The sequence below is a fragment of the Aeromonas sp. S5(2024) genome (assembly GCF_041403025.1).
In the GTDB taxonomy this organism is placed as follows: Bacteria; Pseudomonadota; Gammaproteobacteria; order Enterobacterales; family Aeromonadaceae; genus Aeromonas; species Aeromonas hydrophila.
This window is the reverse complement of the sequence record NZ_JBGLRI010000012.1, coordinates 68,341-88,461: the sequence shown is the minus strand read 5'-3', so window position 1 is coordinate 88,461 and position 20,121 is coordinate 68,341. Positions and strand designations below refer to the sequence as shown.

Genomic DNA, 20,121 nt, shown 5'->3' with positions numbered 1-20,121 from the left:
AGAAACAGGAGGAAAGCACTGATGAATTCCTGGCTGCGCGGCCTGCTCTACACCCTTGCCTTCCTGTTGCTCTTTGTCTGGGTCGGGCTCGGCCTGTTCGACGCCGAGCGCGCCAAGGGGCCCATCGCCGGCTGGCTCAGCCAGCAGACCGGCGTGCCTGTCACCATAGGCCGGCTGGTGTTCAACCCGCTTCACCCCTACACCCTGCTGGCAGAGCAGGTGAGTTACGGCAACGCCGTGACCCTCGACAAGATCTATCTCGAGATAGAGAGCATCGACTGGCTGAGCCGCGATGTGCGCATCGCCCATCTCGATCTCATCCGCCCGGCCATCAAGCTGCCGCTGCCCAACCAGCTGCCGAGCCTGCCGGTGCACTCCCTCACCATCGCCGACAGCACCATCGACCGGCTCAGCCTGGAGAGCGACGGGCTGACCCTGCGCGGTCTCAACGCCACCCTGAGCGACTGGCAGCTGCTCAATCCGGTGCGCCCGCCCCAGGCCAACCTGACCCTCAACATAAATGAGCTGGCGACCCCGGCCTGGGCCCTCTCCCGCCTCAACCTGGCCGGCCGGCTGGAAGGTCAGGTGCTGAGCACCGACAAGCTGACCGCCAACCTGTTCGACGGTCTGCTCGAGACCGGCATGGTGCTCGACTGGCCCGCCCGCAGCCTGCGGCTGAACAACCTCAAGACCCAGGGCATGCGCATCGAGTGGGGCACCCTTGCCAAAGCCGAATCCCCCCTGCGCCAGGTCAGCCTGGATCTCGGCCAGATCCGGGATCTCAGCTTCAACGACATCGAGCAGGAGCTGGCCCTCAACAACCTCAACGGCCAGCTGACCGCCTTCAACTGGCAGGCCGGCAGCACGCCCAGCGGCTACTTCTCAGGGACCCTCGGCGATCTCGGCCGTGGCCTGTTCCAGCTGGAATCCATCCAGGGCAAGGTCGCCTTCTCGCCCCAGCAGCTGGATGCCGAGTTGCAGGGCAAGGCCTATGAAGGGGAGTTCAATCTGGAGCTCTCCCTCGATCCCCTGCAGCAGAAGCTGACCCTCAAGGACATGGCGCTGAGCGGCATGGACATCAGCTTGCCGGAAGGGTGGTGGCAGGATTGGCAGCGCTGGCGACCGCAACAGATCGACATCCGCAAGCTGGCCTTCGACAAGCTCAAGGTGCTCTCCTTCGACGATACCCTGCCCCTGTCGCTGACCGGCTGGCAGTTCTATCTCACCGATCTCAGCCTGCGTAGCAACCAGCCGGGGCCGCTGCTGGGCCGGGCCCGCCTCGAGAGCGCCTGGTTCGAACTGGTGTGGGACGGCCTCAGCGCCCGCAACGGCGAGCTGGATGGCGAGCTGACAGCCGGCTCCTGGCAGCTCAACAAGCTCACCAGCTCGCTGCCGGATGAGGGCAGCCTCAGCCTGAGCGGCCAGTGGGGACGTGAGCCGGGCCAGACCAGCCGGTTGCAGCTCAAGGGCGAGAAACTGGATCTGGTGCAGTGGGGCAAGATCCTCCACTCCCCCGTCTCCTTCGCCGGCAAGATGGATCTGAGCGCCGATCTGCAGGCGCTGCACGGCGGCACCCCGGGCGCCTGGCGCAGCTCCCTGCAGGGGAACATTGCGCTTGATGCCACCGAGCCGTTCTGGGACAAGGTGAAGATAGATCCGCTACTGGATCAGTGGTTCAAGCAGGCGGCGGCACCAACCCTCAGCCCGACCGAGCTCTGGCAGGCGATGCAGGAGGGTGACACCCCCTTCTATCGCATCAAGCTGCAGGGCAAGGTAGCGCAGGGCCAGCTGAAGATCGAACAGGCCGGCGCTTCCACCATCACCCACCTGCTGGGGGTGCAGGGCAGCGTCGATCTGGTCAATGAGCAGTGGCAGCTGGATTTGGGCGTCCTCAACGGCCAGCACTGCGCCGAGCTGCTCGGCCAGTGGCGCGGGAAGCTCGCCGAGCCGACCCTCAGCTGGGGCTTCCAGCAAAAACCGGACGGCTGTGGCTGGGAAACCGGCGTGCGCTACCCGCCCCAGGGCAACAGCAGCCCGCTCTGGCGACCGGCGCCGAAGGCCCCGGCCGCGCAGGCGGCCAATGGCTAGTCGACAGAAAGCAACAAGGCCTCGTGATGAGGCCTTGTTGCTTGATGGGATCCCGCGCGGGGCTACTGGCCCGGCCGCTTCACCGGCTGCACCACGTAGTGACCGAGGAACTCGGCCGCCAGCTTGTCGCCGCTGAACAGCTTGATCTTGAGGCTGAACTTGGCGGATTCACCGCCCTTGAGCGGCTCGAGCACGGCAGGCATGCCTTCGCGCGCCACCCGCGCCTCCGGCTCCTCCTTGACCGGCCGGTAGTACTTGATGTTGCCCTCCGCCAGAACGGTATCCCCCACCAGCCCCGCCTCCTTGAGCTGCAGCCAGATCAGGCCCCAGCCCGCCAGCACGCACTGGCTGTAGATGCTGCCGGCGAACATGGTGTCGTGCACGTTGAGATTGGCCGCCAGATTGGCCTTGAGGTGGAAGGTCTGGCCGTCGTAGTGGGTGATGTGCACCCCCATCTTCTCGCTGATGGGAATGCCGCGCGACCAGCGGGTGGTAAGGTCCTGGCACCACTCCGGCCGGTACTGGATGGTCTGTAGCGGGCTCAGGGACTTGATCATCTGGCGGTGCGGGATGCGGCCGAAGGAGACGGGGCCTTCCCCCACCTCGAGAAAGCCGCACTTGCGGTAGAACTCCACCGCCTCCTGGCGCGCATTCATCACCAGCCGCTTCACCTTCTCGCTGCGGGCCAGCTGTTCGAGATCTTCCACCATGCGGGCACCCAGCCCCTGACCACGAAATTCGGGGCGCAGCGCCATGAAGCGGATCTGGGCCTCGTCACCGCCGACAAACAGCCGCCCCACCGCGATGGGCGTCCCGTCGGGGGCCAGCATCAGCCGGTGAATGGCGACGGTATCGTATTCATCCCGCTCGGAACCGACGGGCAGATTGAAGGGTTTACGCAGTAGTTCCCAGCGCAACTGGTAGTAAGCGTCCAGCTCGGCTGCCGTTTGAGGAGTGACTACCCGGTACATAAAACGCTCCTTGAGTTAGCGCCGACGGACAGACGGAAGGGCTTGCGCACCCATGCCTCCCAGCTCAACGGATAATGGGCATCCGGTTCGGCTGCCGTCTGGGGGGTGACCACCCGGTACATAGTTCCATCCTTGAGTTACACTGGTCGAAAACCATCTTGCCGTGCAAATTCATGGACTTCAATCTGCAAGCGTACCAAGCCGACCACTTATTGCACCTCAGCGCCAAGCCCCAGCGCCGGCTCACCGTGCAGGAAAATGCCCATCATCGCTGGCTGGAGATCGACGGCGTGGTGCAGTCGGCCATGTCCCTGGCCGAACCCGCCACCCTCTGCCTGCCGCACCAGCAGGTGATCGCCTGTCTGCTGCCCGAGCAGGCCGGCAGCATCCTCGAGCTGGGGCTGGGGGGCGGCGATCTCACCCGCCATCTGCACCAGCGCTGGCCCGATGCCCGTCACGAGTGCGTCGACCTCGACGAAGAGGTGATCACCCTCTATCAGCTGTTCTTTCAGCCCGACCACCACCCGCAGCGTACACCGACCCTGCACCAGGCCGATGCCCTCGCCTTTCTGGAGCAGAGCGAGGCGCAGTACGACCTCATTCTGCTCGACCTGTTCAGCCAGGACGGCAATCCGCCGCTGCTGTTCCAGGAGCGGATCTATCAGGCGCTGGCCCCCCGCCTGAACGGCGAGCTCATCATCAACCTGCTGCCGCGCACCCGCCTCGAGCTGACCCGGGTGCTGATGCTGCTGGAGCAGTGGGTCGGCCCCACCACCCCCTACCCGGTGCCGGGGCTGCGCAACGTCCTGCTGCACACGGCCCCCCGCTACGAGCTGGCGTCAGACCTGTAGCCAGAAGGTGACCGGACCGTCATTGACCAGCGCCACCTTCATGTCGGCCGCGAAGCGGCCGGTGGCGGTCGGGATGCCGCTGGCAGCGGCCTGCGCCACGAAGTAGTCGTACAACCGCTCGGCCTCGACCGGATGGGCGCCGCCGGAGAAGCTGGGCCTCATCCCCTTGTTGGTATCCGCCGCCAGGGTGAACTGGGAGACCACCAGCAGGCCGCCGCCGGCCTGGCTTACGTTGAGGTTCATCTTGCCATTCTCGTCGGAGAAGATGCGGTAACCGCTCACCTTGTGCAGCAGCTTGTCGGCCTTGGCCTCGTCATCCCCCTGCTCCACCCCGAGCAGCACCAGCAGACCCTGGCCGATGGCCCCGGTCACCTCACCCTCTACCGTTACGCTGGCCTCGCTGACCCGCTGAATCAGTGCAATCACATCCCTCTCCTCTCAAAACGAAACGACCGCCCCATCTGCTGATGGGAGCGGTCGTCGATGCTAACAGCAAGGGACCGGATCAGGCCAACTCATCGGCACCCGGTCGCTCATATTCACCGAGGCAGGCGGTGGTTTCCGCGCCAAGCAAGACCACCAACCAGCTCAGGTAGACCCATACAAACAGGATGGGGATGGTCGCCAGCGCGCCATAGATAGCCTGATAGGAGGGGAAGTTGGTGATGTAGATGGCAAAACCGCGCTTGGCCAGCTCGAACAGGGTGGCCGCCACCAGAGCACCGATGAAGGCGTGCATCAGCCGCACCTTGCAGTTGGGCACCACGGTATAGACCAGCAGGAAGGTGAGCACCGAGAACAGGAACGGCAGGCCGCGCAGCAACAGATAGCCGATGCCGAACAGGCTCTCGGCCCCGAACAGCCGCAGCGAGAAAATGTAGGAGGAGATGGCGATGCTGGCTCCGATGAGCACCGGGCCCAGCGTCAGGATCATCCAGTACATGGCGAATGCCTGGGCCAGCGGCCGGCTCTGGGTGGAGCGCCAGATGTAGTTGAGGTTCTTGTCGATAGCCGAGATCAACATCAGCGCCACCACGATCAGGGCGCCGATGCCGACTGCCGTGGTGTTGGTGGCGTTGGCCACGAAGCCGTCGATGTACTCCTTGAGCATCTCGCCGGCGGTCGGCACGAAGTTGTGATAGACGAACTGCTCCATCGCCTGCTTCAGACTCTGGAACACCGGAAAGGCCGACATCATGCCGAATACTACGGCGATCATGGGCACCAGGGAGAGCAGGGTCACATAGGCCAGATAACCGGCGGTGACCGTCAGCCTGTCCTGCTGGAAACGGCCCCAGACGAACTGGGCGAAGTGGCCACCATCGTGGCGTAAAAAAGAGAGGGCATGGCCAAGACGGCCGCCGAATTTCTGCTGCATTGTCGCTCCCAACGTCTTCATAGTGCAGACATTGTGTCAGATAGCATGGTCATTTGACCACCCATGGGCCGGCCGGGTGCGACTCGCACCGGCACCTGCAACCGCCTGCCCGCAACGAGCAGGCATAAAAAAAGAGGCCCGAAGGCCTCTCTCTGTCTGTCGATGAACAGATATCAAGCACGACCGGCGCGCTTGCGATCCATCTCGGTCAGCAGTTTCTTGCGGATACGGATGCTCTTCGGAGTGACTTCAACCAGTTCGTCGTTGTCGATGAACTCCAGAGCCTGTTCCAGCGACATGCGGATCGGCGGAGTCAGCACCTGGGCTTCGTCGGTACCGGAGGCACGCATGTTGGTCAGCTGCTTGCCCTTCAGGCAGTTTACAGTCAGGTCGTTGGAACGGGAGTGAATACCGATCACCTGGCCTTCGTACACTTCGGTCGCGTGACCGATGAACAGACGACCGCGGTCTTGCAGACCGAACAGGGCATAGGTCAGCGCCTTGCCGGTAGCGTTGGAGATCAGCACGCCATTCTGACGCTCGCCGATGCTGCCACCCTTGTGCGGACCGTAGTGGTCGAAGGTGTGGTACAGCAGACCGGTACCGGAAGTCAGGGTCATGAACTCGGTCTGGAAGCCGATCAGGCCACGGCTCGGGATCATGAAGTCAAGGCGAACACGGCCTTTGCCATCCGGGGTCATGTTGGTCATCTCGCCCTTACGCAGGCCGAGTTGCTCCATCACGGAACCCTGGTGCGCTTCTTCCACGTCCACAGTTACGGTTTCGAACGGTTCTTGCAGAACGCCGTCTACGGTGCGCAGGATAACTTCCGGACGGGATACCGCCAGCTCGTAACCTTCGCGACGCATGTTTTCGATCAGGATGGACAGGTGCAGTTCACCACGGCCGGAGACACGGAACTTGTCCGGATCATCGGTCTCTTCCACGCGCAGGGCCACGTTGTGGACCAGCTCCTGGTTCAGACGCTCCAGGATGTTGCGGGAGGTCACGAACTTGCCCTCTTTGCCGGCGAACGGTGAAGTGTTGACCTGGAAGGTCATGTTCACGGTCGGCTCGTCAACGGAGAGCGGCGGCAGCGCTTCAACGGCGCCGTTGTCACAGATGGTGTCGGAGATCTTCAGCTCGCCCAGACCGGTGATGGCGATGATGTCGCCAGCTTGCGCATCGGCCACTTCGGTACGGGACAGACCCAGATAACCCAGCACCTGACCGACCTTGCCGGTACGGGACTTGCCGTCGGCACCAACGATGGTGACCTGCTGGTTGGTCTTGACGCGACCACGGGTGATGCGGCCGATACCGATGACGCCAACATAGGAGTTGTAGTCCAGCTGGGAGATCTGCATCTGGAAACCACCGTCGGCATCAGCCTTGGGCGCTTCCACGTTGTCGACGATGGCCTGGAACAGCGGTTCCATGTTATCGGACTCAACGTCCTGATCCATGGTGGCCCAACCGTTCAGTGCAGAGGCGTAAACAACTTTGAAGTCCAGCTGTTCGTCGGTGGCACCCAGGTTGTCGAACAGATCGAATACCTGATCCATTACCCAATCAGGACGAGCACCCGGACGGTCGATCTTGTTGATGACCACGATCGGCTTCAGACCCTGGGCGAATGCTTTCTGGGTCACGAAACGGGTTTGTGGCATCGGGCCGTCAACGGCGTCAACCAGCAGCAGCACGGAGTCAACCATGGACAGTACGCGCTCTACCTCACCACCGAAGTCGGCGTGACCCGGGGTATCAACGATGTTGATGCGGTAGTCGTTCCAGCGGATCGCAGTGTTCTTGGCGAGAATGGTGATGCCACGTTCCCGTTCCAGATCATTGGAGTCCATGATCCGTTCCTGGCCTTCCGTGGAGCGGTCCAGGGTGCCGGACTGCTGCAGCAGCTTATCAACCAGAGTCGTTTTGCCGTGGTCAACGTGCGCAATAATCGCAATATTGCGTAAATTCTCTAACATTCTCGCCTCAATCACCGGGTAAAATTGGGCGCTAATTGTACTCTCGCCTTTGTGATCTGCCTAGCAGAATTGCAGTACATTCGCGCACAACAGGGGATCAGGATCATAGACCTTCCGATCAAAGCCTGCTTAGATGGGGGCTGACCGTATAACGCGCACCATTTTAGTGCACCAAAACGATCCATGGATGCACTACTTTGAGGCGTAACGCGCTGAGATGGCGGGTCTCAGGACTGGCTTATCGCCCCAAATGCCCTGAAATCAAGCTGTCACAAACTTGGCACGATACTGGCTTATGTGAATGTGATGACGCATTCACCCTAAGAGTTTTAACACCGGAGGTTACTTAGCATGTCAGCCCAGAACGTTTTGGCCCTGATCCAGGAACACGAAGTCAAGTTTGTCGACCTGCGCTTTACCGACACCAAGGGTAAAGAGCAGCACGTATCCATCCCTTCCCATCAGGTTGACGAAGATTTCTTCGAAGACGGCAAGATGTTCGATGGGTCCTCCATCGGCGGCTGGAAGGGCATCAACGAATCAGATATGGTGCTGATGCCGGATGCGGCCTCCGCCAAACTGGATCCGTTCACCGAAGAGACCACCCTGAACATCGTCTGTGACGTGCTGGAACCGGCCACCATGCAGGGCTACGACCGCGATCCGCGCTCCATCGCCAAGCGTGCCGAAGACTTCCTGAAGTCCAGCGGCATCGCCGACACCGTGCTGTTCGGGCCGGAGCCGGAATTCTTCATGTTCGACAACATCACCTTCTCGAACACCATGGGCCACAGCTTCGTGAAGATCGAATCCGAAGAAGCCGCCTGGAACTCCGGTACCGATTACGAGCACGGCAACAAGGGTCACCGTCCTTTCGTCAAGGGTGGCTACTTCCCGGTTGCACCGGTTGACTCCTCTCAGGACATCCGTGCCGCCATGTGTCTGGTGCTGGAAGAGATGGGACAGGTCGTTGAAGCTCACCACCACGAAGTGGCGACTGCCGGTCAGAACGAGATCGCGACCCGTTTCAACACCCTCACCCTGAAAGCGGATGAAGTGCAGGTGCTGAAGTACGTGATCCACAACGTGGCCCACGCCTACAACAAGACCGTCACCTTCATGCCGAAACCCATGTTCGGTGACAACGGCTCCGGCATGCACTGCCACCAGTCCCTGGCCAAGAACGGCGTCAACCTGTTCGCCGGCGACCTGTACGGCGGTCTGTCCGAGATGGCGCTGCACTACATCGGCGGCATCATCAAGCACGCCAAGGCCATCAACGCCTTCGCCAACCCGACCACCAACTCTTACAAGCGTCTGGTACCGGGTTATGAAGCACCGGTCATGCTGGCCTACTCTGCCCGCAACCGCTCTGCCTCCATCCGTATCCCGGTCGTGCCGAGCCCGAAAGCTCGCCGCATCGAAGTCCGCTTCCCGGATCCGGCTGCCAACCCGTACCTGGCCTTCGCAGCCCAGCTGATGGCCGGTCTGGACGGCATCATCAACAAGATCCACCCGGGCGATGCCATGGACAAGAACTTGTATGACCTGCCGCCGGAAGAAGCAGCCGAAGTGCCGACCGTGGCCGGCTCTCTGGACGAAGCCCTGGCCGCGCTGGATGCGGATCGCGAGTTCCTGACCCGCGGCGGCGTATTCAGCGACGACTTCATCAACTCCTACCTGGAGCTGAAGCAGCAGGACGTTGACCGCGTGCGCATGACCCCGCACCCGCTGGAGTTCGAACTGTACTACTCCGTTTAATCCGGAACCCAGCTCAGAACTTGACCAAACCCGCCGACAGGCGGGTTTTTTCTCTGATAGGATTAAGCAAAATCCCGTCAAGGAGAGATGGATGAAAAACGCCAACCCAGTATGGATGCTGAGCCTGTTGCTGCTGGCCGCCACCAGCGCCCAGGCTGCCAAGGTATACTCCTGGACCGACAGCCAGGGGGTCGTTCACTACACGGATGCCCCTCCCCCCGGCCAGAAAGCCAAGGAGGTCGATCTGCGCGTCGCCCCCTTCATCGGCAGTTCCCCCCGCTCGGTGCAAGTTGACAACTTCAACAGCCTGACCGGCGTCGACGCCAAGAAAGAGAAGGAAGCGGCCAAGCTGGTGATCGAACTGCTCTCCCCGGAACAGGGCAGCACCCTGCGCGACAACACCGGCAACGTGGTGTTTCAGGGTCAGATCAGCCCCCAACCGCCGACCCAGTACGATGTGCGCCTGACCCTGGACGGCAAGGCTGCCCCCATCGTTAAAAACTCGCTCGCCATTCGGGTCGAAAACCTCGATCGCGGTGCCCATGAGGCCCAGCTCGAGCTGCTCGCCAAAGACGGTACGATCCTTGCTAAATCCAAGCCAGTCACCTTCTACCTGCACCGGGCCAGCATCGATCCTGCACCCAAAGTGACCCCCCTCAACAACAAGGGGTGATCCTGTGCCTCGATACGGGTAGACTAAATGCACCACATTGGTGCATTGCTGGTGTATAGCACCGTTTTAGGGAGAAATCTGTGCCAACCCGCCCGGATCAAGCCAAGATACTGCTCGATAACTTGCTGACCGCCGTCATCCTGATGGATGAGCGGCTCTGCATACAATTCGTCAACCCGGCCGCCGAGCAGTTGCTCTCCCTCAGTCAGCGCCGGCTGATCGGTATCGAACTGCCCCACCTGCTGGAGCACATCTCCCTCGATCTGCAGCGGCTAAAGCAGTGCCTCAGCTCGGGGCAGGGCTTCACCGACAGCGAAGTCACCCTGGTGGTGGAAGGGGAGCCCAGACTGGTGGAGATGAGCGTCAGCCCGCTGGCCGATCATGAGCAGCGGCTGATGGTGGTGGAGCTGCGCAAGATCGACCAGCAGAAGAAGATCAGCCAGGAGCTGCAGCAGCATGCCCAGCAGCAGGCGGCCAAGGAGCTGGTACGCGGCCTGGCCCACGAGATCAAGAATCCCCTCGGCGGTCTGCGCGGCGCGGCCCAACTGCTGCAAAAGGAGCTGCCCGACCCCGCCCTGCGCGAATACACCGGTATCATCATCGAACAGGCCGATCGGCTGCGAGTGCTGGTCGACCGGTTGCTCGGTCCCCAGCGCCCGGGTCGTCACCAGATGCACAACGTCCACTCGGTACTGGAGCAGGTGCGTCGGCTGGTAGAGCTGGAGCTGCCGCCGACGGTGCGCATCGAGCGGGATTACGATCCCAGCATCCCAGAGTTCGAGATGGAGCCGGACCAGCTGCAACAGGCCTTCCTCAACATGGTGCGCAACGCCGCCGAGGCCATCGGCGAGCAGACTGGCCTCATCCGCATCAAGACCCGCACGGCCTTCCAGATCACCATCCATGGCCAGCGCTACCGACTGGCGGCCGAGATCAAGATCATCGACAACGGCCCCGGCATCCCGGATGCCATCCGCGACACCCTCTTCTATCCGATGATCACCGGCAAGGAGGGGGGCACCGGGCTCGGCCTCTCCATCGCCCAGAACCTGATCGACCAGCACAAGGGGCGGATCGACTGCATCAGCTGGCCCGGCCACACCGAATTCACCATCTTTCTACCGCTTCGCAAATAAGGGAACGTCATGACAGCAAAAGTGTGGATCGTCGATGACGACAGTTCTATCCGCTGGGTGCTGGAGCGCACCCTCGGCAGTGAAGGTTTCGAGTGCGAGAGCTTCGCCGATGGCGAGGCGCTGCTGAGCTCGCTGGAGATGCGCTCGCCAGACGTGATCCTCTCCGATATCCGCATGCCCGGCATCGACGGCCTCAGCCTGCTTGAGCAGATCCATCGCCGCCAGGCCGACCTGCCCATCATCATCATGACCGCCCACTCGGATCTCGACAGCGCGGTCAATGCCTACCAGCGCGGCGCCTTCGAATACCTGCCCAAGCCGTTCGACATCGACGAGGCGGTCACCCTGGTGCGCCGCGCCGAGAATCATCTCAAGGAGCAGCGTACCAAGCGCAAGGCACGCCAGCAGGATCCGGCCAGCAGCCCGGAGATCATCGGCGAGGCACCGGCCATGCAGGAGGTGTTCCGCGCCATCGGCCGGCTGTCACGCTCCAGCATCTCGGTGCTGATCAACGGCCAGAGCGGCACCGGCAAGGAGCTGGTCGCCCATGCCCTGCACAAGCACAGCCCGCGCGCCCACAAGAACTTCATCGCTCTCAACATGGCCGCCATCCCGAAAGATCTCATCGAATCGGAACTGTTCGGCCATGAGAAAGGGGCCTTCACTGGCGCCAACAACATTCGCCACGGCCGCTTCGAACAGGCCGACGGCGGCACCCTGTTTCTCGACGAAATCGGCGACATGCCGCTGGATGTGCAGACCCGACTGCTCCGGGTACTGGCCGACGGCCAGTTCTACCGGGTCGGCGGCCATCAGCCGGTGCAGGTGGATGTGCGGATCATCGCCGCCACCCACCAGAATCTGGAGAAGCGGGTGGCAGACGGCGAGTTTCGGGAAGACCTGTTCCACCGCCTCAATGTCATCCGGATCCACATTCCCGCCCTCAAGGAGCGGCGTGAGGACATTCCCCAGCTGGCCCAGCACTTCCTGCTGCGCGCCGCCAAGGAGCTGAACGTGGAGGCCAAGAGCCTGCATCCGGATACCCAGGCCTACATCAGCCGCCTGCCCTGGCCGGGCAACGTGCGCCAGCTGGAGAACGTCTGCCGCTGGCTTACCGTGATGGCCTCGGGCCAGGAGGTGCTGGTGAGCGATCTGCCCACCGAGCTGCTCACCCCCATCACCAGCACCGCCGAACCGGGTCAGCCGGCCCTGTCCGGCGGCTGGCAGCAGCAGTTGCAGGACTGGGTCGCCGCCAAGCTGGCGCTGGGGGAGACCGATATCCTGGCCGATGCCCTGCCCCAGTTCGAGCGGATCATGCTGGAAACCGCGCTGGATCATACCCATGGTCACAAACAGGAGGCGGCCCGCCTGCTCGGTTGGGGGCGCAACACCCTCACCCGCAAGCTGAAGGAACTCGACCTCTCCTGAGTCCTTGGGAAAAACGATTCCCATCACGCCTTGGCAAATCACCGACCAATAAGACCCCGTTTGATTTCAAACGGGGTATCTTTTTTGAGATCCCTGCCTAGAATGGCAGGCTTTCACACCCGACTCGAAGAAGGCGCCATCATGATTGACAGATCTCTTCCCCTGACCGACCTGCACCGCCATCTGGACGGCAACATCCGCCCGCAGACCATCCTCGAGCTGGGCCGTCAGCACAATATCCAACTGCCCGCCTTCGAGCTGGAGGCGCTGCGCCCTCATGTGCAGATCGTCGAGAATGAACCGAGCCTGGTCGCCTTCCTCAAGAAGCTGGACTGGGGCGTGGCCGTACTGGCCGATTACGACGCCTGCCGCCGGGTCGCCTACGAAAACGTGGAAGATCTGCTGCGCGCCGGTATCGACTATGCCGAACTGCGTTTCAGCCCGGCCTACATGGCGATGGCCCACAAGCTGCACCCACAGGGCGTGGTCGAAGCCATCATCGACGGCGTGGCGGCCGGCAGCCGCGACTTCGGCATCAAGACCAACCTGATCGGCATCATGAGCCGCACCTTCGGCACCGAGCAGTGCAAACAAGAGCTGGATGCCTGTCTGGCCCATCGTGATCGGCTGGTCGCCATCGATCTGGCCGGCGACGAGCTGGGCTTCCCGGGCGAGCTGTTCACCGACCACTTCCGCCGGGTACGTGATGCGGGCATGCGCGTCACCGTGCACGCCGGTGAAGCCGCCGGCCCCGAGAGCATGTGGCAGGCCATTCGCGAGCTGGGTGCCGAACGTATCGGCCACGGCGTCAAAGCCATTCAGGATCCGGCCCTGATGGCCTATCTGGCCGAGCACCGCATCGGCATCGAGTCCTGCCTCACCTCCAACGTTCAGACCACCACGGTGGCGAGCCTGACCGAACACCCGATCCGCCAGTTCCTGGCCGCCGGCGTGCTGGCTTGCCTCAACACCGACGACCCGGCGGTGGAAGGCATCGACCTGCCCCACGAATACGAGGTAGCGGCCCCGGCTGCTGGCATGACGGTGAGCGAGATCCGCACCGCCCAGCAGAACGGCCTGACCCTGGCCTTCCTGAGCGAGGCCGAAAAGGCCGAGCTGAGCGCCCGTGCAGCCCGCCGCTGAGTGCAGCCAAGCCCAATAAAAAAACCGCCTCTCGGCGGTTTTTTTATTTTCCAACAGCATCGACCGGCTTAGATCACCCGGGAGAACTGCTGCTGACGCGCCTTGCTCCGCAGGTAGACATCGAAACACATGCAGATGTTGCGGATCAGCAGCTGACCGGTGGAGACCACCTCCAGCCCCTCTTCGGTCATCCGCACCAGGCCGTCATCGATGAAGGTCTGCAGCAGCTTGAGATCCTCCGCAAAGTACTCCTTGAACACCAGGCCATGGGCCTGCTCGACGGCGGCAAAGTTCAGGCGAAAATCGCAGATGAGGCGCTTGATCACCTCGCGGCGGATCAGGTCGTCCTGATTGAGAGAGCACCCCTTCCATTGGGCATGCCCCAGCGTTTCCACCTGGTCATAGTAGGCCTTGAGCTCTTTCTGGTTCTGGGAATAGGCATCGCCAATCATGCTGATGGAAGAGACCCCCAGCCCCAGCAGATCGCAATCCCCCTGGGTGGTATAGCCCTGGAAGTTGCGGTGCAGCTTGCCCTCACGCTGGGCTACTGCCAGCTCGTCGTCCGGCTTGGCGAAGTGATCCATGCCGATGAACTGATAACCACGGCCGGTCAGGAAGGCGATGGTGTCCTGCAGCATGGCCAGTTTTTCCTGCGGCGCCGGCATGTCCGCCTCTTTCAGCTTGTGCTGAGCGGCAAAACGGCTGGGCAGGTGGGCATAGTTGAAGATGGAGAGGCGGGCCGGGTCGGTCTTGAGCACCTCTTCCAGGGTGTGATGGAAGCTCTCCCGGTTCTGGTGCGGCAGGCCGTAGATGAGATCCAGGTTGGTGGAACGAAAGCCCAGTTCGCGGGCCCGTTCCAGCATGGCGCGGATGAAGTCGTTGTCCTGCTCGCGGTTGACCGCGACCTGGACCTCCTTGTTGAAGTCCTGCACGCCGAGGCTGATGCGGTTGAAGCCGATCTCCCGCAGCACGTCCAGCATGGAGAGTTCGATCTCGCGCGGATCCACCTCGATGCTGATTTCGCCCTCTTCGGCGAAGTGGAAATGCTCACGCAACATGGCCATCAGCCGGCGAGTCTGGGGTTCATCCAGATAGGTGGGCGTGCCGCCGCCCCAGTGCAACTGGGTCACCAGCCGCTGTTTGAACAGCGGAGCCTGCGCCTTGATCTCCTGCTCGAGAAAATCGAGGTACTGATCGGCCTTGTGGCGGTGACGGGTGATCACCTTGTTGCAGCCGCAGTAGTAGCAGAGCTTGTGACAGAAGGGGATATGTACGTAGAGCGACAGGTTGCGCGCCGGATACTGGCTCGCGGCCTGGACGAAGTCCGGATAACCGAAACCCTCGTTGAACTCCAGCGCAGTGGGATAGGAGGTGTAACGCGGACCGCTGTAGTTATACTTCTCGATCAGGGCCTGATCCCACACAATCTGTTCTGCTTGCACGCTTGCTTCCTCTTTTTTGTTATCGGCTCACCGGCTTAACTGAAAATCCTTCAGTCTGGCCACATCCTCGAGGATCTGCGCCTCCAGCTCGGCCTCATAGCCACTGCGTTCGAGATCCATCTTCATTACTTCATTGCGCTTGAGGGCCCGTCTCGCCTCATGAGTCGGCATCTCCTTCACCTTCTCGTAGAGACCGTACAAACCCGGAAATTCGCCGGCAAAGGCGCGACCGCCCTTGATCTGCAACGCATCCAGCAGATTGGTCAACCGGATGGCGCCCTCGGAGTAGTCGCACTGACCATCCCGTACCGCATGGGCAATGACCCTGACACTCTCGAGGATCCGTTCATTGCGGGCCGCGATAGCCTGCTGCTGACTGTCGTGCTGGCGCTTGAGACGTGCCAGCAGGGTACCGGCATACCACGCCAGTCCCAACAAAATCAGGCCGCCCAACAAGGCGGCCAGCATCCATCCACTCATCACTTTTTCTTCGGCTCAGGCTTGAGCTCTGGCTGATAGTCGACCTGGGTGAAACGGTCCCACAACTCCTCTTCGGAGGCTGGTTGACCCGGCTCGTCAAAGTCGACCTCATCAAAGTCAGCTTCGTCTTCGTCATCATCGGTGTCGATGATGCCAAGCTCGTCCATCAGCTCCTGATAGCGGTCAACCCGCTGATCTACCCAGGCCTGCTCGGCTGCTTCCAGGGTCTCACCGGCATCGAGCCGATCCAGCAGGTCATTCAGGCGATCATCATTCTCGATGGAGGCCAGCTCCTGCTCCGCCGTCATCACCAGCTTCTTCTCTTTGACCTGCTTGGGCGCGACCGGCTTGCTGCTCTTCTCTTCCACGATCAGGGCAACCGGCTTGCGGGAACCGATGCGCGGATCCTTGGCCTGTTTGGTTCCACTCTTCTTGCCGGCCTGCTCGACCTGCTGGCGGGATCCTGCCTTCAAGCCCTTGCGCTTGGCGGCGCGTTTGCGCTCACGGCCTTCCTGGGCACTGGCATCTGATTCTTTGCGCTTACCGGCAGGTTTGCGATTGGGTTGTTTAGCCGACATGAATGAATGACTCCGACAAATAACTGGATTGAAACCCGTTTCCGGTTCGAAAAGGTCCGGAAGAGGATGCTGACACGGGGGACGATGGATTAGAAACAGAGCGGGATCCCGCACCAATCCGGCCATAAGTGGCCTTCGAATACCGCAGGATCGGCATCCTCTGGGCATGTTGCTGGTATTTTGACACAGAATGACCAAGCGGGTTAATGACCCAAAAGAAAAAAGGCAGCCGAAGCTGCCTTGATATGTTTATGCGAGTCCCATCCCTGGCGGCAAATCACCCTTGTCCATGGTGATACTTCTGCGCATCATATCTTGTGTATGGTCATCCTGACCTTAATTGGTCGATCCTGAATGTGCGTGTGCTTGCCTGACCCATGCAGACGACGTCCGGCTATCTTCTGGGGTGGTTGCTTCCCGCAGCCCCGCTCTTCCTGAACGGTCACCATCCTGGTCTTTCAATCCATTGCCTGCCACTTGCGTGGCCCTTGGCATCCAGCCTCATCGACATCCTGTCTTCACGACATCCCGGTCGTGAACCGCCGCGTGGGCCATTCCATGCATCCACTGTATCAATTTAATAAAGTGACTCAATCCATCAGGAACGTTTTCAAACGGAGATAAACGACTTATTGTCATTTAACATATTGAAATTAATGAATTACTAAGCATTTTTCTAAAAATTTTTAAGCCCTGGCCAGGCTGATGAATGGGAGATCTCTTACAACAATGCGAGAAAAAATTGGCCAAATGGTGTTAAAGGCCAAAAAGAAACGAGGAGCCGGCGGCTCCTCGTCAATATCAATGAGATAATATCATCCAGCTTGATCAGTGCAGACCTGCCACATATTTGGACAGTACTTCGATATCCTGATCGGTCAGCTTCTTGGCAACGTCCCGCATCATGCTGTTCGGGTCGTTGTCACGAGCAGCGGCCCTAAAAGCCGTGAGCTGAGCCTTGATGTAGGCAGGATGCTGGCCGGACAGGCTCGGATACTTGGCCTGCTCGACGCCCGAGCCGCGCGGACCATGACAGGCAGTACAGGCAGCCAGACCACGGCTCATGTCCCCTCCCATGTACAGCGCCTTGCCTGCAGCGACGGCGTCATCGGGTACCGCGAGCGGCGTCACCTTCTGACTGGAGAAGTAAGCTGCCAGGTCTTCCATGTCCTGTTCAGACAGAGGAAGCGCCATCGGCCCCATGATGGGTGCAACCCGGCCAGTTTGACCAGAAGCTGCAGCCTTCAGTTCAACTAACTGCTTTTTGATATATGATGCGTGCTGACCAGCAATCTTGGGGTACATATCGACTAGGCTGTTGCCGTCCGGTCCATGACAAGCCGCGCAAACGGCCGCCTTGGTTTGTCCCGCAGCGGCATCGCCCTTGGCTTGTGCCATCCCCGTTACGCCAACCATCAGAGCAAGAGTAATGACTAGGTTCTTCATGGCGTTCCAACTTCTCGTTATTAGGCTTCCAGATCCCATGCCGCTGAAGGCATGTTAAAATAAACGCGTTTAAGCGACGCCATTTTACACGATTTCACAAAAAAGTAACTCTATAACCCTCTATCTCTATGGGGAATTTACGTTGGATACACAAACTCTGAATTTCAATAAGGTGCATTTTGTGACCAGCGCACCCGACATCCGTCACCTGCCAAATGATGGGGGTGTCGAGATTGCGTTTGCCGGCCGTTCCAACGCCGGTAAGTCATCTGCATTGAATACCTTGACCAAGCACAAGAACCTAGCTCGCACCAGTAAGACGCCGGGACGCACCCAGCTGATCAACCTGTTTGAGCTGGAACCGGGCAAGCGTCTGGTCGACCTGCCGGGCTACGGTTATGCGCAGGTTCCGCTGGAAATGAAGCTCAAGTGGCAAAAGTCGCTGGCGGAATATCTGCAGCGTCGTGAGTCATTGAAAGGTCTGGTGATCCTGATGGACATCCGCCATCCGCTCAAAGATACCGATATGAATATGCTGGAGTGGAGCTCTCACCGCAAACTGCCGGTCATGCTGCTGTTGACCAAAGCCGACAAGCTGAGCCCAGGTCCGCGCAACAATCAGGTCATCAAGGTACGTCAGGCCGTAGCCGAGCTGGGTCCGCAGATCCAGGTGGAAGCCTTCTCTTCCCTGACCCAGATCGGGGTCGAAAAACTGGCACAGACGCTGACTGGCTGGTATCTCGCAGGCGCCGATGAGATGGCTGACGATGAGCAAGCACCGCTCGAGGAGTAAGCTACGTCCTGTATACACCACAACCAAACCCTGCAATTGGCGGAGCAGCTCCTCCGCTGATTGAAAGGCTTTCAGTCTGCTTGCCATAACCCCCTCTCGCCAGTGACATCGCCCACTCCCTACGATGAGTTCTTGAAACATCATTTTTATCAATGGGATAAATAGTTAATTCTATATAACAATTAACTTTTCATCCCATTGGCAACGTTTTCAAAAATAGATGCCGGCGGGGGCACTCCCTCATCAAATAAGTACCAAAGTGAAATTTTATTACAAAGCAGTCAATGGAAAGGATAAAAATGAGGCCGGTTCTGCAAACGCAGTACCGGCCTTAAACAATCAGTTCAAAAATTGGGAAGAAGCTAAATCTTGAGAACAAAGACGACTGGTTTTCCTCAAGAAGCCCTTTCATTCTAACAAACATTCGCCAACATTAAAGCATTTACTCTAAACGCAACCCATAAAAAAACACCCCGATGATGACTCACCGGGGTCGCTATTCAGCCACATTCAATTACGTGAAATAAAAGGTCTGAAAGATAGAACATCTTACCTCTGTACCCTACGTTGCTAACTGTATAGCAAAGCAGCAGAAAGTGAAAGTAATTTATGTAATTAAGTTTCACGAAAAATGAATTACATAAATCATGTTACTTTTCATATAGATAAAAAAATCCCCAGTACGAATACCGGGGAGTTATAAAGGTGACTAGCTAGCACTTCCTCAACTATCTAGTTAGTCAGCACAACTTGGCGCAAGTTCCGCTGCTTTGAGAAAAAACTTGAAAAAATCAGAGGTAGATGGCGCCATCTTCTGCAAACTCTTGTTCCTCAATGAGTTTTTCAGCAATTTCCTCGATGTCAAAACGCACGCTTTCGAAGGCACGCAGGATGTCTTCCTCTCTGGCGAGGGAGAGCCCGGTCATTTTCTCCAGACGCCGGCGACTGATGTAGCAATCCACCAGCGCCCCCATCTTCTGGGCAGGAAAGTGGATCCGCTGTTCATGCGCTTGCCAGTCGGCCAGCTCGGGAAACAAGATACCTTGATTCATAGGGCCCCCAGATTTCGTTTCAGTTCTCTCAATACCTGTTTAGTCCCTGGCCGGATTCCGCGCCACACGGTAAAGGCCTCTGCCGCCTGTTCCACCAACATGCCGAGGCCATCTACGGTCTGGCGAGCCCCCTGCCCTTTGGCCCAGGCGATAAAGGGGGTATCGGTCGCGCCATACATCATGTCGTAGATGGCAATATCGGCATGGATCAGCGCCGGAGGGAGCGGCGGCAGCTCCCCCTGCAGGCTGGCGGAGGTGGAGTTGATGATCAGATCGAAATGGCCGCTCAGCCGCTCATAGGTCTGGGCACTGACCGCCCCTAGATCGCGAAACTCGGCAGCCAGCTGCTCCGCCCTGGCGTGAGTACGGTTGGCAATAACCAATGCTTCGGGTTGCTCGGCCAGCAGCGGTGCCAGCGCACCGCGCGCCGCGCCACCCGCCCCCAGCAGCAGGATCCTGCTGCCGGCAAGTGCCACACCATGCGCCTTGAGATCGGCCACCAACCCGGCACCATCTGTGTTGTCACCCAGCAGTACGCCATCATCGGTCAGCTTGATGGTGTTGACGGCCCCCGCCCGCCGGGCCCGAGGGCTCAGTCGATCGACCAGGGCAAATGCCTGCTCCTTGAAGGGGACGGTGACATTGCATCCCTTGCCACCCTGGGCAAAGAAGTCTCTCAGACTGGTGGCGAACTCTTCGACGGCCGGCTCGGCCAGACCATATTCCAGCTCTTGCTGGGTTTGTCTGGCAAACAGGGTATGAATAAAGGGAGATTTGCTGTGGCGCACCGGGTGGCCAAAAACCAGATAACGATCCATCAAAAAGTTCCTTCAGAGGGCAATCTCCCGATTTAACGGGTTTTCGCACTCAGGAACAAGCCGAATATCGGCCAATAAGAAGGGGCCATCATGGCCCC

The 20,121-nt window shown here is 59.9% G+C and carries 18 protein-coding genes; 8 read left to right on the top strand and 10 right to left on the bottom strand.

Annotation, left to right across the window (positions count from 1 at the left end; all coding sequences use genetic code 11):
• Window positions 1–21: 21 nt before the first annotated feature.
• A complete protein-coding gene (locus ACB032_RS19560) occupies window positions 22–2,088 on the top strand; it encodes an AsmA-like C-terminal region-containing protein (RefSeq protein ID WP_371138593.1) in 2,067 nt (688 codons plus the stop codon).
• A 62-nt stretch (window positions 2,089–2,150) separates the two neighbouring features.
• Here ACB032_RS19560 and ACB032_RS19555 read toward each other — a convergent pair whose 3' ends face one another.
• Complete coding sequence (locus ACB032_RS19555; RefSeq protein WP_371138592.1) at window positions 2,151–3,059, bottom strand: YiiD C-terminal domain-containing protein; 909 nt, start codon at window positions 3,057–3,059, stop codon at window positions 2,151–2,153.
• Window positions 3,060–3,232: 173 nt separating this feature from the next.
• Between ACB032_RS19555 and ACB032_RS19550 the strand changes: the two genes are divergently transcribed.
• Entirely contained in the window at window positions 3,233–3,910 is a 678-nt protein-coding gene (locus tag ACB032_RS19550; RefSeq protein WP_044801139.1) for a spermidine synthase, read from the top strand.
• On the opposite strand, the gene dtd is transcribed toward ACB032_RS19550, so the two are convergent.
• From dtd to typA, 3 genes are all read right to left on the bottom strand, one after another.
• Entirely contained in the window at window positions 3,899–4,336 is a 438-nt protein-coding gene (gene dtd, locus ACB032_RS19545) for a D-aminoacyl-tRNA deacylase (protein WP_045790865.1), read from the bottom strand. The two genes, ACB032_RS19550 and dtd, sit on opposite strands and share 12 nt — an antisense overlap.
• Window positions 4,337–4,415: 79 nt before the next feature.
• The gene (locus ACB032_RS19540; RefSeq protein ID WP_011704286.1) at window positions 4,416–5,288 is read right to left on the bottom strand and encodes a virulence factor BrkB family protein; all 873 of its coding nucleotides are present in this window, start codon (window positions 5,286–5,288) and stop codon (window positions 4,416–4,418) included.
• A 173-nt stretch (window positions 5,289–5,461) separates the two neighbouring features.
• A complete protein-coding gene (gene typA / locus ACB032_RS19535; protein WP_011704285.1) occupies window positions 5,462–7,273 on the bottom strand; it encodes a translational GTPase TypA in 1,812 nt (603 codons plus the stop codon).
• Window positions 7,274–7,624: 351 nt separating this feature from the next.
• On the opposite strand from typA, the gene glnA reads away from it, so the two are divergent.
• The 5 genes from glnA to add all read left to right on the top strand — a co-directional run bounded on the left by glnA (window position 7,625) and on the right by add (window position 13,414).
• A complete protein-coding gene (glnA, locus tag ACB032_RS19530) occupies window positions 7,625–9,034 on the top strand; it encodes a glutamate--ammonia ligase (RefSeq protein ID WP_011704284.1) in 1,410 nt (469 codons plus the stop codon).
• A gap of 91 nt (window positions 9,035–9,125) precedes the next feature.
• Complete coding sequence (locus ACB032_RS19525) at window positions 9,126–9,707, top strand: DUF4124 domain-containing protein (RefSeq protein ID WP_024944671.1); 582 nt, start codon at window positions 9,126–9,128, stop codon at window positions 9,705–9,707.
• A gap of 80 nt (window positions 9,708–9,787) precedes the next feature.
• Window positions 9,788–10,843 carry a nitrogen regulation protein NR(II) gene (gene glnL / locus ACB032_RS19520; RefSeq protein ID WP_011704282.1) on the top strand — a complete coding sequence of 352 codons (1,056 nt, stop codon included), beginning with the start codon at window positions 9,788–9,790 and terminating at the stop codon, window positions 10,841–10,843.
• Window positions 10,844–10,852: 9 nt separating this feature from the next.
• Window positions 10,853–12,271: a nitrogen regulation protein NR(I) gene (glnG, locus tag ACB032_RS19515; RefSeq protein WP_010635441.1), complete on the top strand. Its 1,419-nt coding sequence runs from the start codon at window positions 10,853–10,855 to the stop codon at window positions 12,269–12,271.
• Window positions 12,272–12,412: 141 nt separating this feature from the next.
• Window positions 12,413–13,414: an adenosine deaminase gene (gene add, locus ACB032_RS19510; RefSeq protein WP_045791089.1), complete on the top strand. Its 1,002-nt coding sequence runs from the start codon at window positions 12,413–12,415 to the stop codon at window positions 13,412–13,414.
• Window positions 13,415–13,482: 68 nt separating this feature from the next.
• Here the strand turns inward: add and hemN are convergent, their stop codons facing one another.
• The 4 genes from hemN to ACB032_RS19490 all read right to left on the bottom strand — a co-directional run bounded on the left by hemN (window position 13,483) and on the right by ACB032_RS19490 (window position 17,360).
• Complete coding sequence (gene hemN, locus ACB032_RS19505) at window positions 13,483–14,856, bottom strand: oxygen-independent coproporphyrinogen III oxidase (RefSeq protein ID WP_371138591.1); 1,374 nt, start codon at window positions 14,854–14,856, stop codon at window positions 13,483–13,485.
• Window positions 14,857–14,883: 27 nt separating this feature from the next.
• The gene (locus ACB032_RS19500; protein ID WP_016349087.1) at window positions 14,884–15,324 is read right to left on the bottom strand and encodes a DUF2489 domain-containing protein; all 441 of its coding nucleotides are present in this window, start codon (window positions 15,322–15,324) and stop codon (window positions 14,884–14,886) included.
• A gap of 11 nt (window positions 15,325–15,335) precedes the next feature.
• On the bottom strand, window positions 15,336–15,914 hold the full coding sequence (gene yihI, locus ACB032_RS19495) for a Der GTPase-activating protein YihI (protein ID WP_371138590.1): 579 nt from the start codon (window positions 15,912–15,914) through the stop codon (window positions 15,336–15,338).
• A gap of 828 nt (window positions 15,915–16,742) precedes the next feature.
• Window positions 16,743–17,360 (bottom strand): cytochrome c, encoded by a 618-nt coding sequence (locus ACB032_RS19490; protein WP_016349084.1) that lies wholly within the window; start codon window positions 17,358–17,360, stop codon window positions 16,743–16,745.
• Window positions 17,361–17,502: 142 nt separating this feature from the next.
• Here ACB032_RS19490 and yihA point away from each other — a divergent pair, with 142 nt between their 5' ends.
• Complete coding sequence (yihA, locus tag ACB032_RS19485) at window positions 17,503–18,153, top strand: ribosome biogenesis GTP-binding protein YihA/YsxC (protein WP_029302461.1); 651 nt, start codon at window positions 17,503–17,505, stop codon at window positions 18,151–18,153.
• Window positions 18,154–18,944: 791 nt separating this feature from the next.
• On the opposite strand, the gene ACB032_RS19480 is transcribed toward yihA, so the two are convergent.
• Entirely contained in the window at window positions 18,945–19,205 is a 261-nt protein-coding gene (locus ACB032_RS19480; RefSeq protein ID WP_371138589.1) for a DUF1488 domain-containing protein, read from the bottom strand.
• Window positions 19,202–20,023, bottom strand: coding sequence for a shikimate dehydrogenase (gene aroE / locus ACB032_RS19475; protein WP_371138588.1), 822 nt, complete (start codon window positions 20,021–20,023; stop codon window positions 19,202–19,204). Before aroE ends, ACB032_RS19480 begins: the two co-directional genes overlap by 4 nt.
• Window positions 20,024–20,121: the final 98 nt, after the last annotated feature.

Bases quoted from the DNA above. Each gene is read 5' to 3' on its own strand.
- ACB032_RS19560 (WP_371138593.1), top strand. From the start codon at position 22: ATGAATTCCTGGCTGCGCGGCCTGCTCTACACCCTTGCCTTCCTGTTG.
- glnG (WP_010635441.1), top strand. From the start codon at position 10,853: ATGACAGCAAAAGTGTGGATCGTCGATGACGACAGTTCTATCCGCTGG.
- yihI (WP_371138590.1), bottom strand. From the start codon at position 15,914: ATGTCGGCTAAACAACCCAATCGCAAACCTGCCGGTAAGCGCAAAGAA.
- aroE (WP_371138588.1), bottom strand. From the start codon at position 20,023: ATGGATCGTTATCTGGTTTTTGGCCACCCGGTGCGCCACAGCAAATCT.
- ACB032_RS19490 (WP_016349084.1), bottom strand. From the start codon at position 17,360: ATGAAGAACCTAGTCATTACTCTTGCTCTGATGGTTGGCGTAACGGGG.
- ACB032_RS19540 (WP_011704286.1), bottom strand. From the start codon at position 5,288: ATGCAGCAGAAATTCGGCGGCCGTCTTGGCCATGCCCTCTCTTTTTTA.
- ACB032_RS19525 (WP_024944671.1), top strand. From the start codon at position 9,126: ATGAAAAACGCCAACCCAGTATGGATGCTGAGCCTGTTGCTGCTGGCC.
- add (WP_045791089.1), top strand. From the start codon at position 12,413: ATGATTGACAGATCTCTTCCCCTGACCGACCTGCACCGCCATCTGGAC.
- glnA (WP_011704284.1), top strand. From the start codon at position 7,625: ATGTCAGCCCAGAACGTTTTGGCCCTGATCCAGGAACACGAAGTCAAG.
- ACB032_RS19550 (WP_044801139.1), top strand. From the start codon at position 3,233: ATGGACTTCAATCTGCAAGCGTACCAAGCCGACCACTTATTGCACCTC.
- ACB032_RS19480 (WP_371138589.1), bottom strand. From the start codon at position 19,205: ATGAATCAAGGTATCTTGTTTCCCGAGCTGGCCGACTGGCAAGCGCAT.
- ACB032_RS19555 (WP_371138592.1), bottom strand. From the start codon at position 3,059: ATGTACCGGGTAGTCACTCCTCAAACGGCAGCCGAGCTGGACGCTTAC.
- ACB032_RS19500 (WP_016349087.1), bottom strand. From the start codon at position 15,324: ATGCTGGCCGCCTTGTTGGGCGGCCTGATTTTGTTGGGACTGGCGTGG.
- typA (WP_011704285.1), bottom strand. From the start codon at position 7,273: ATGTTAGAGAATTTACGCAATATTGCGATTATTGCGCACGTTGACCAC.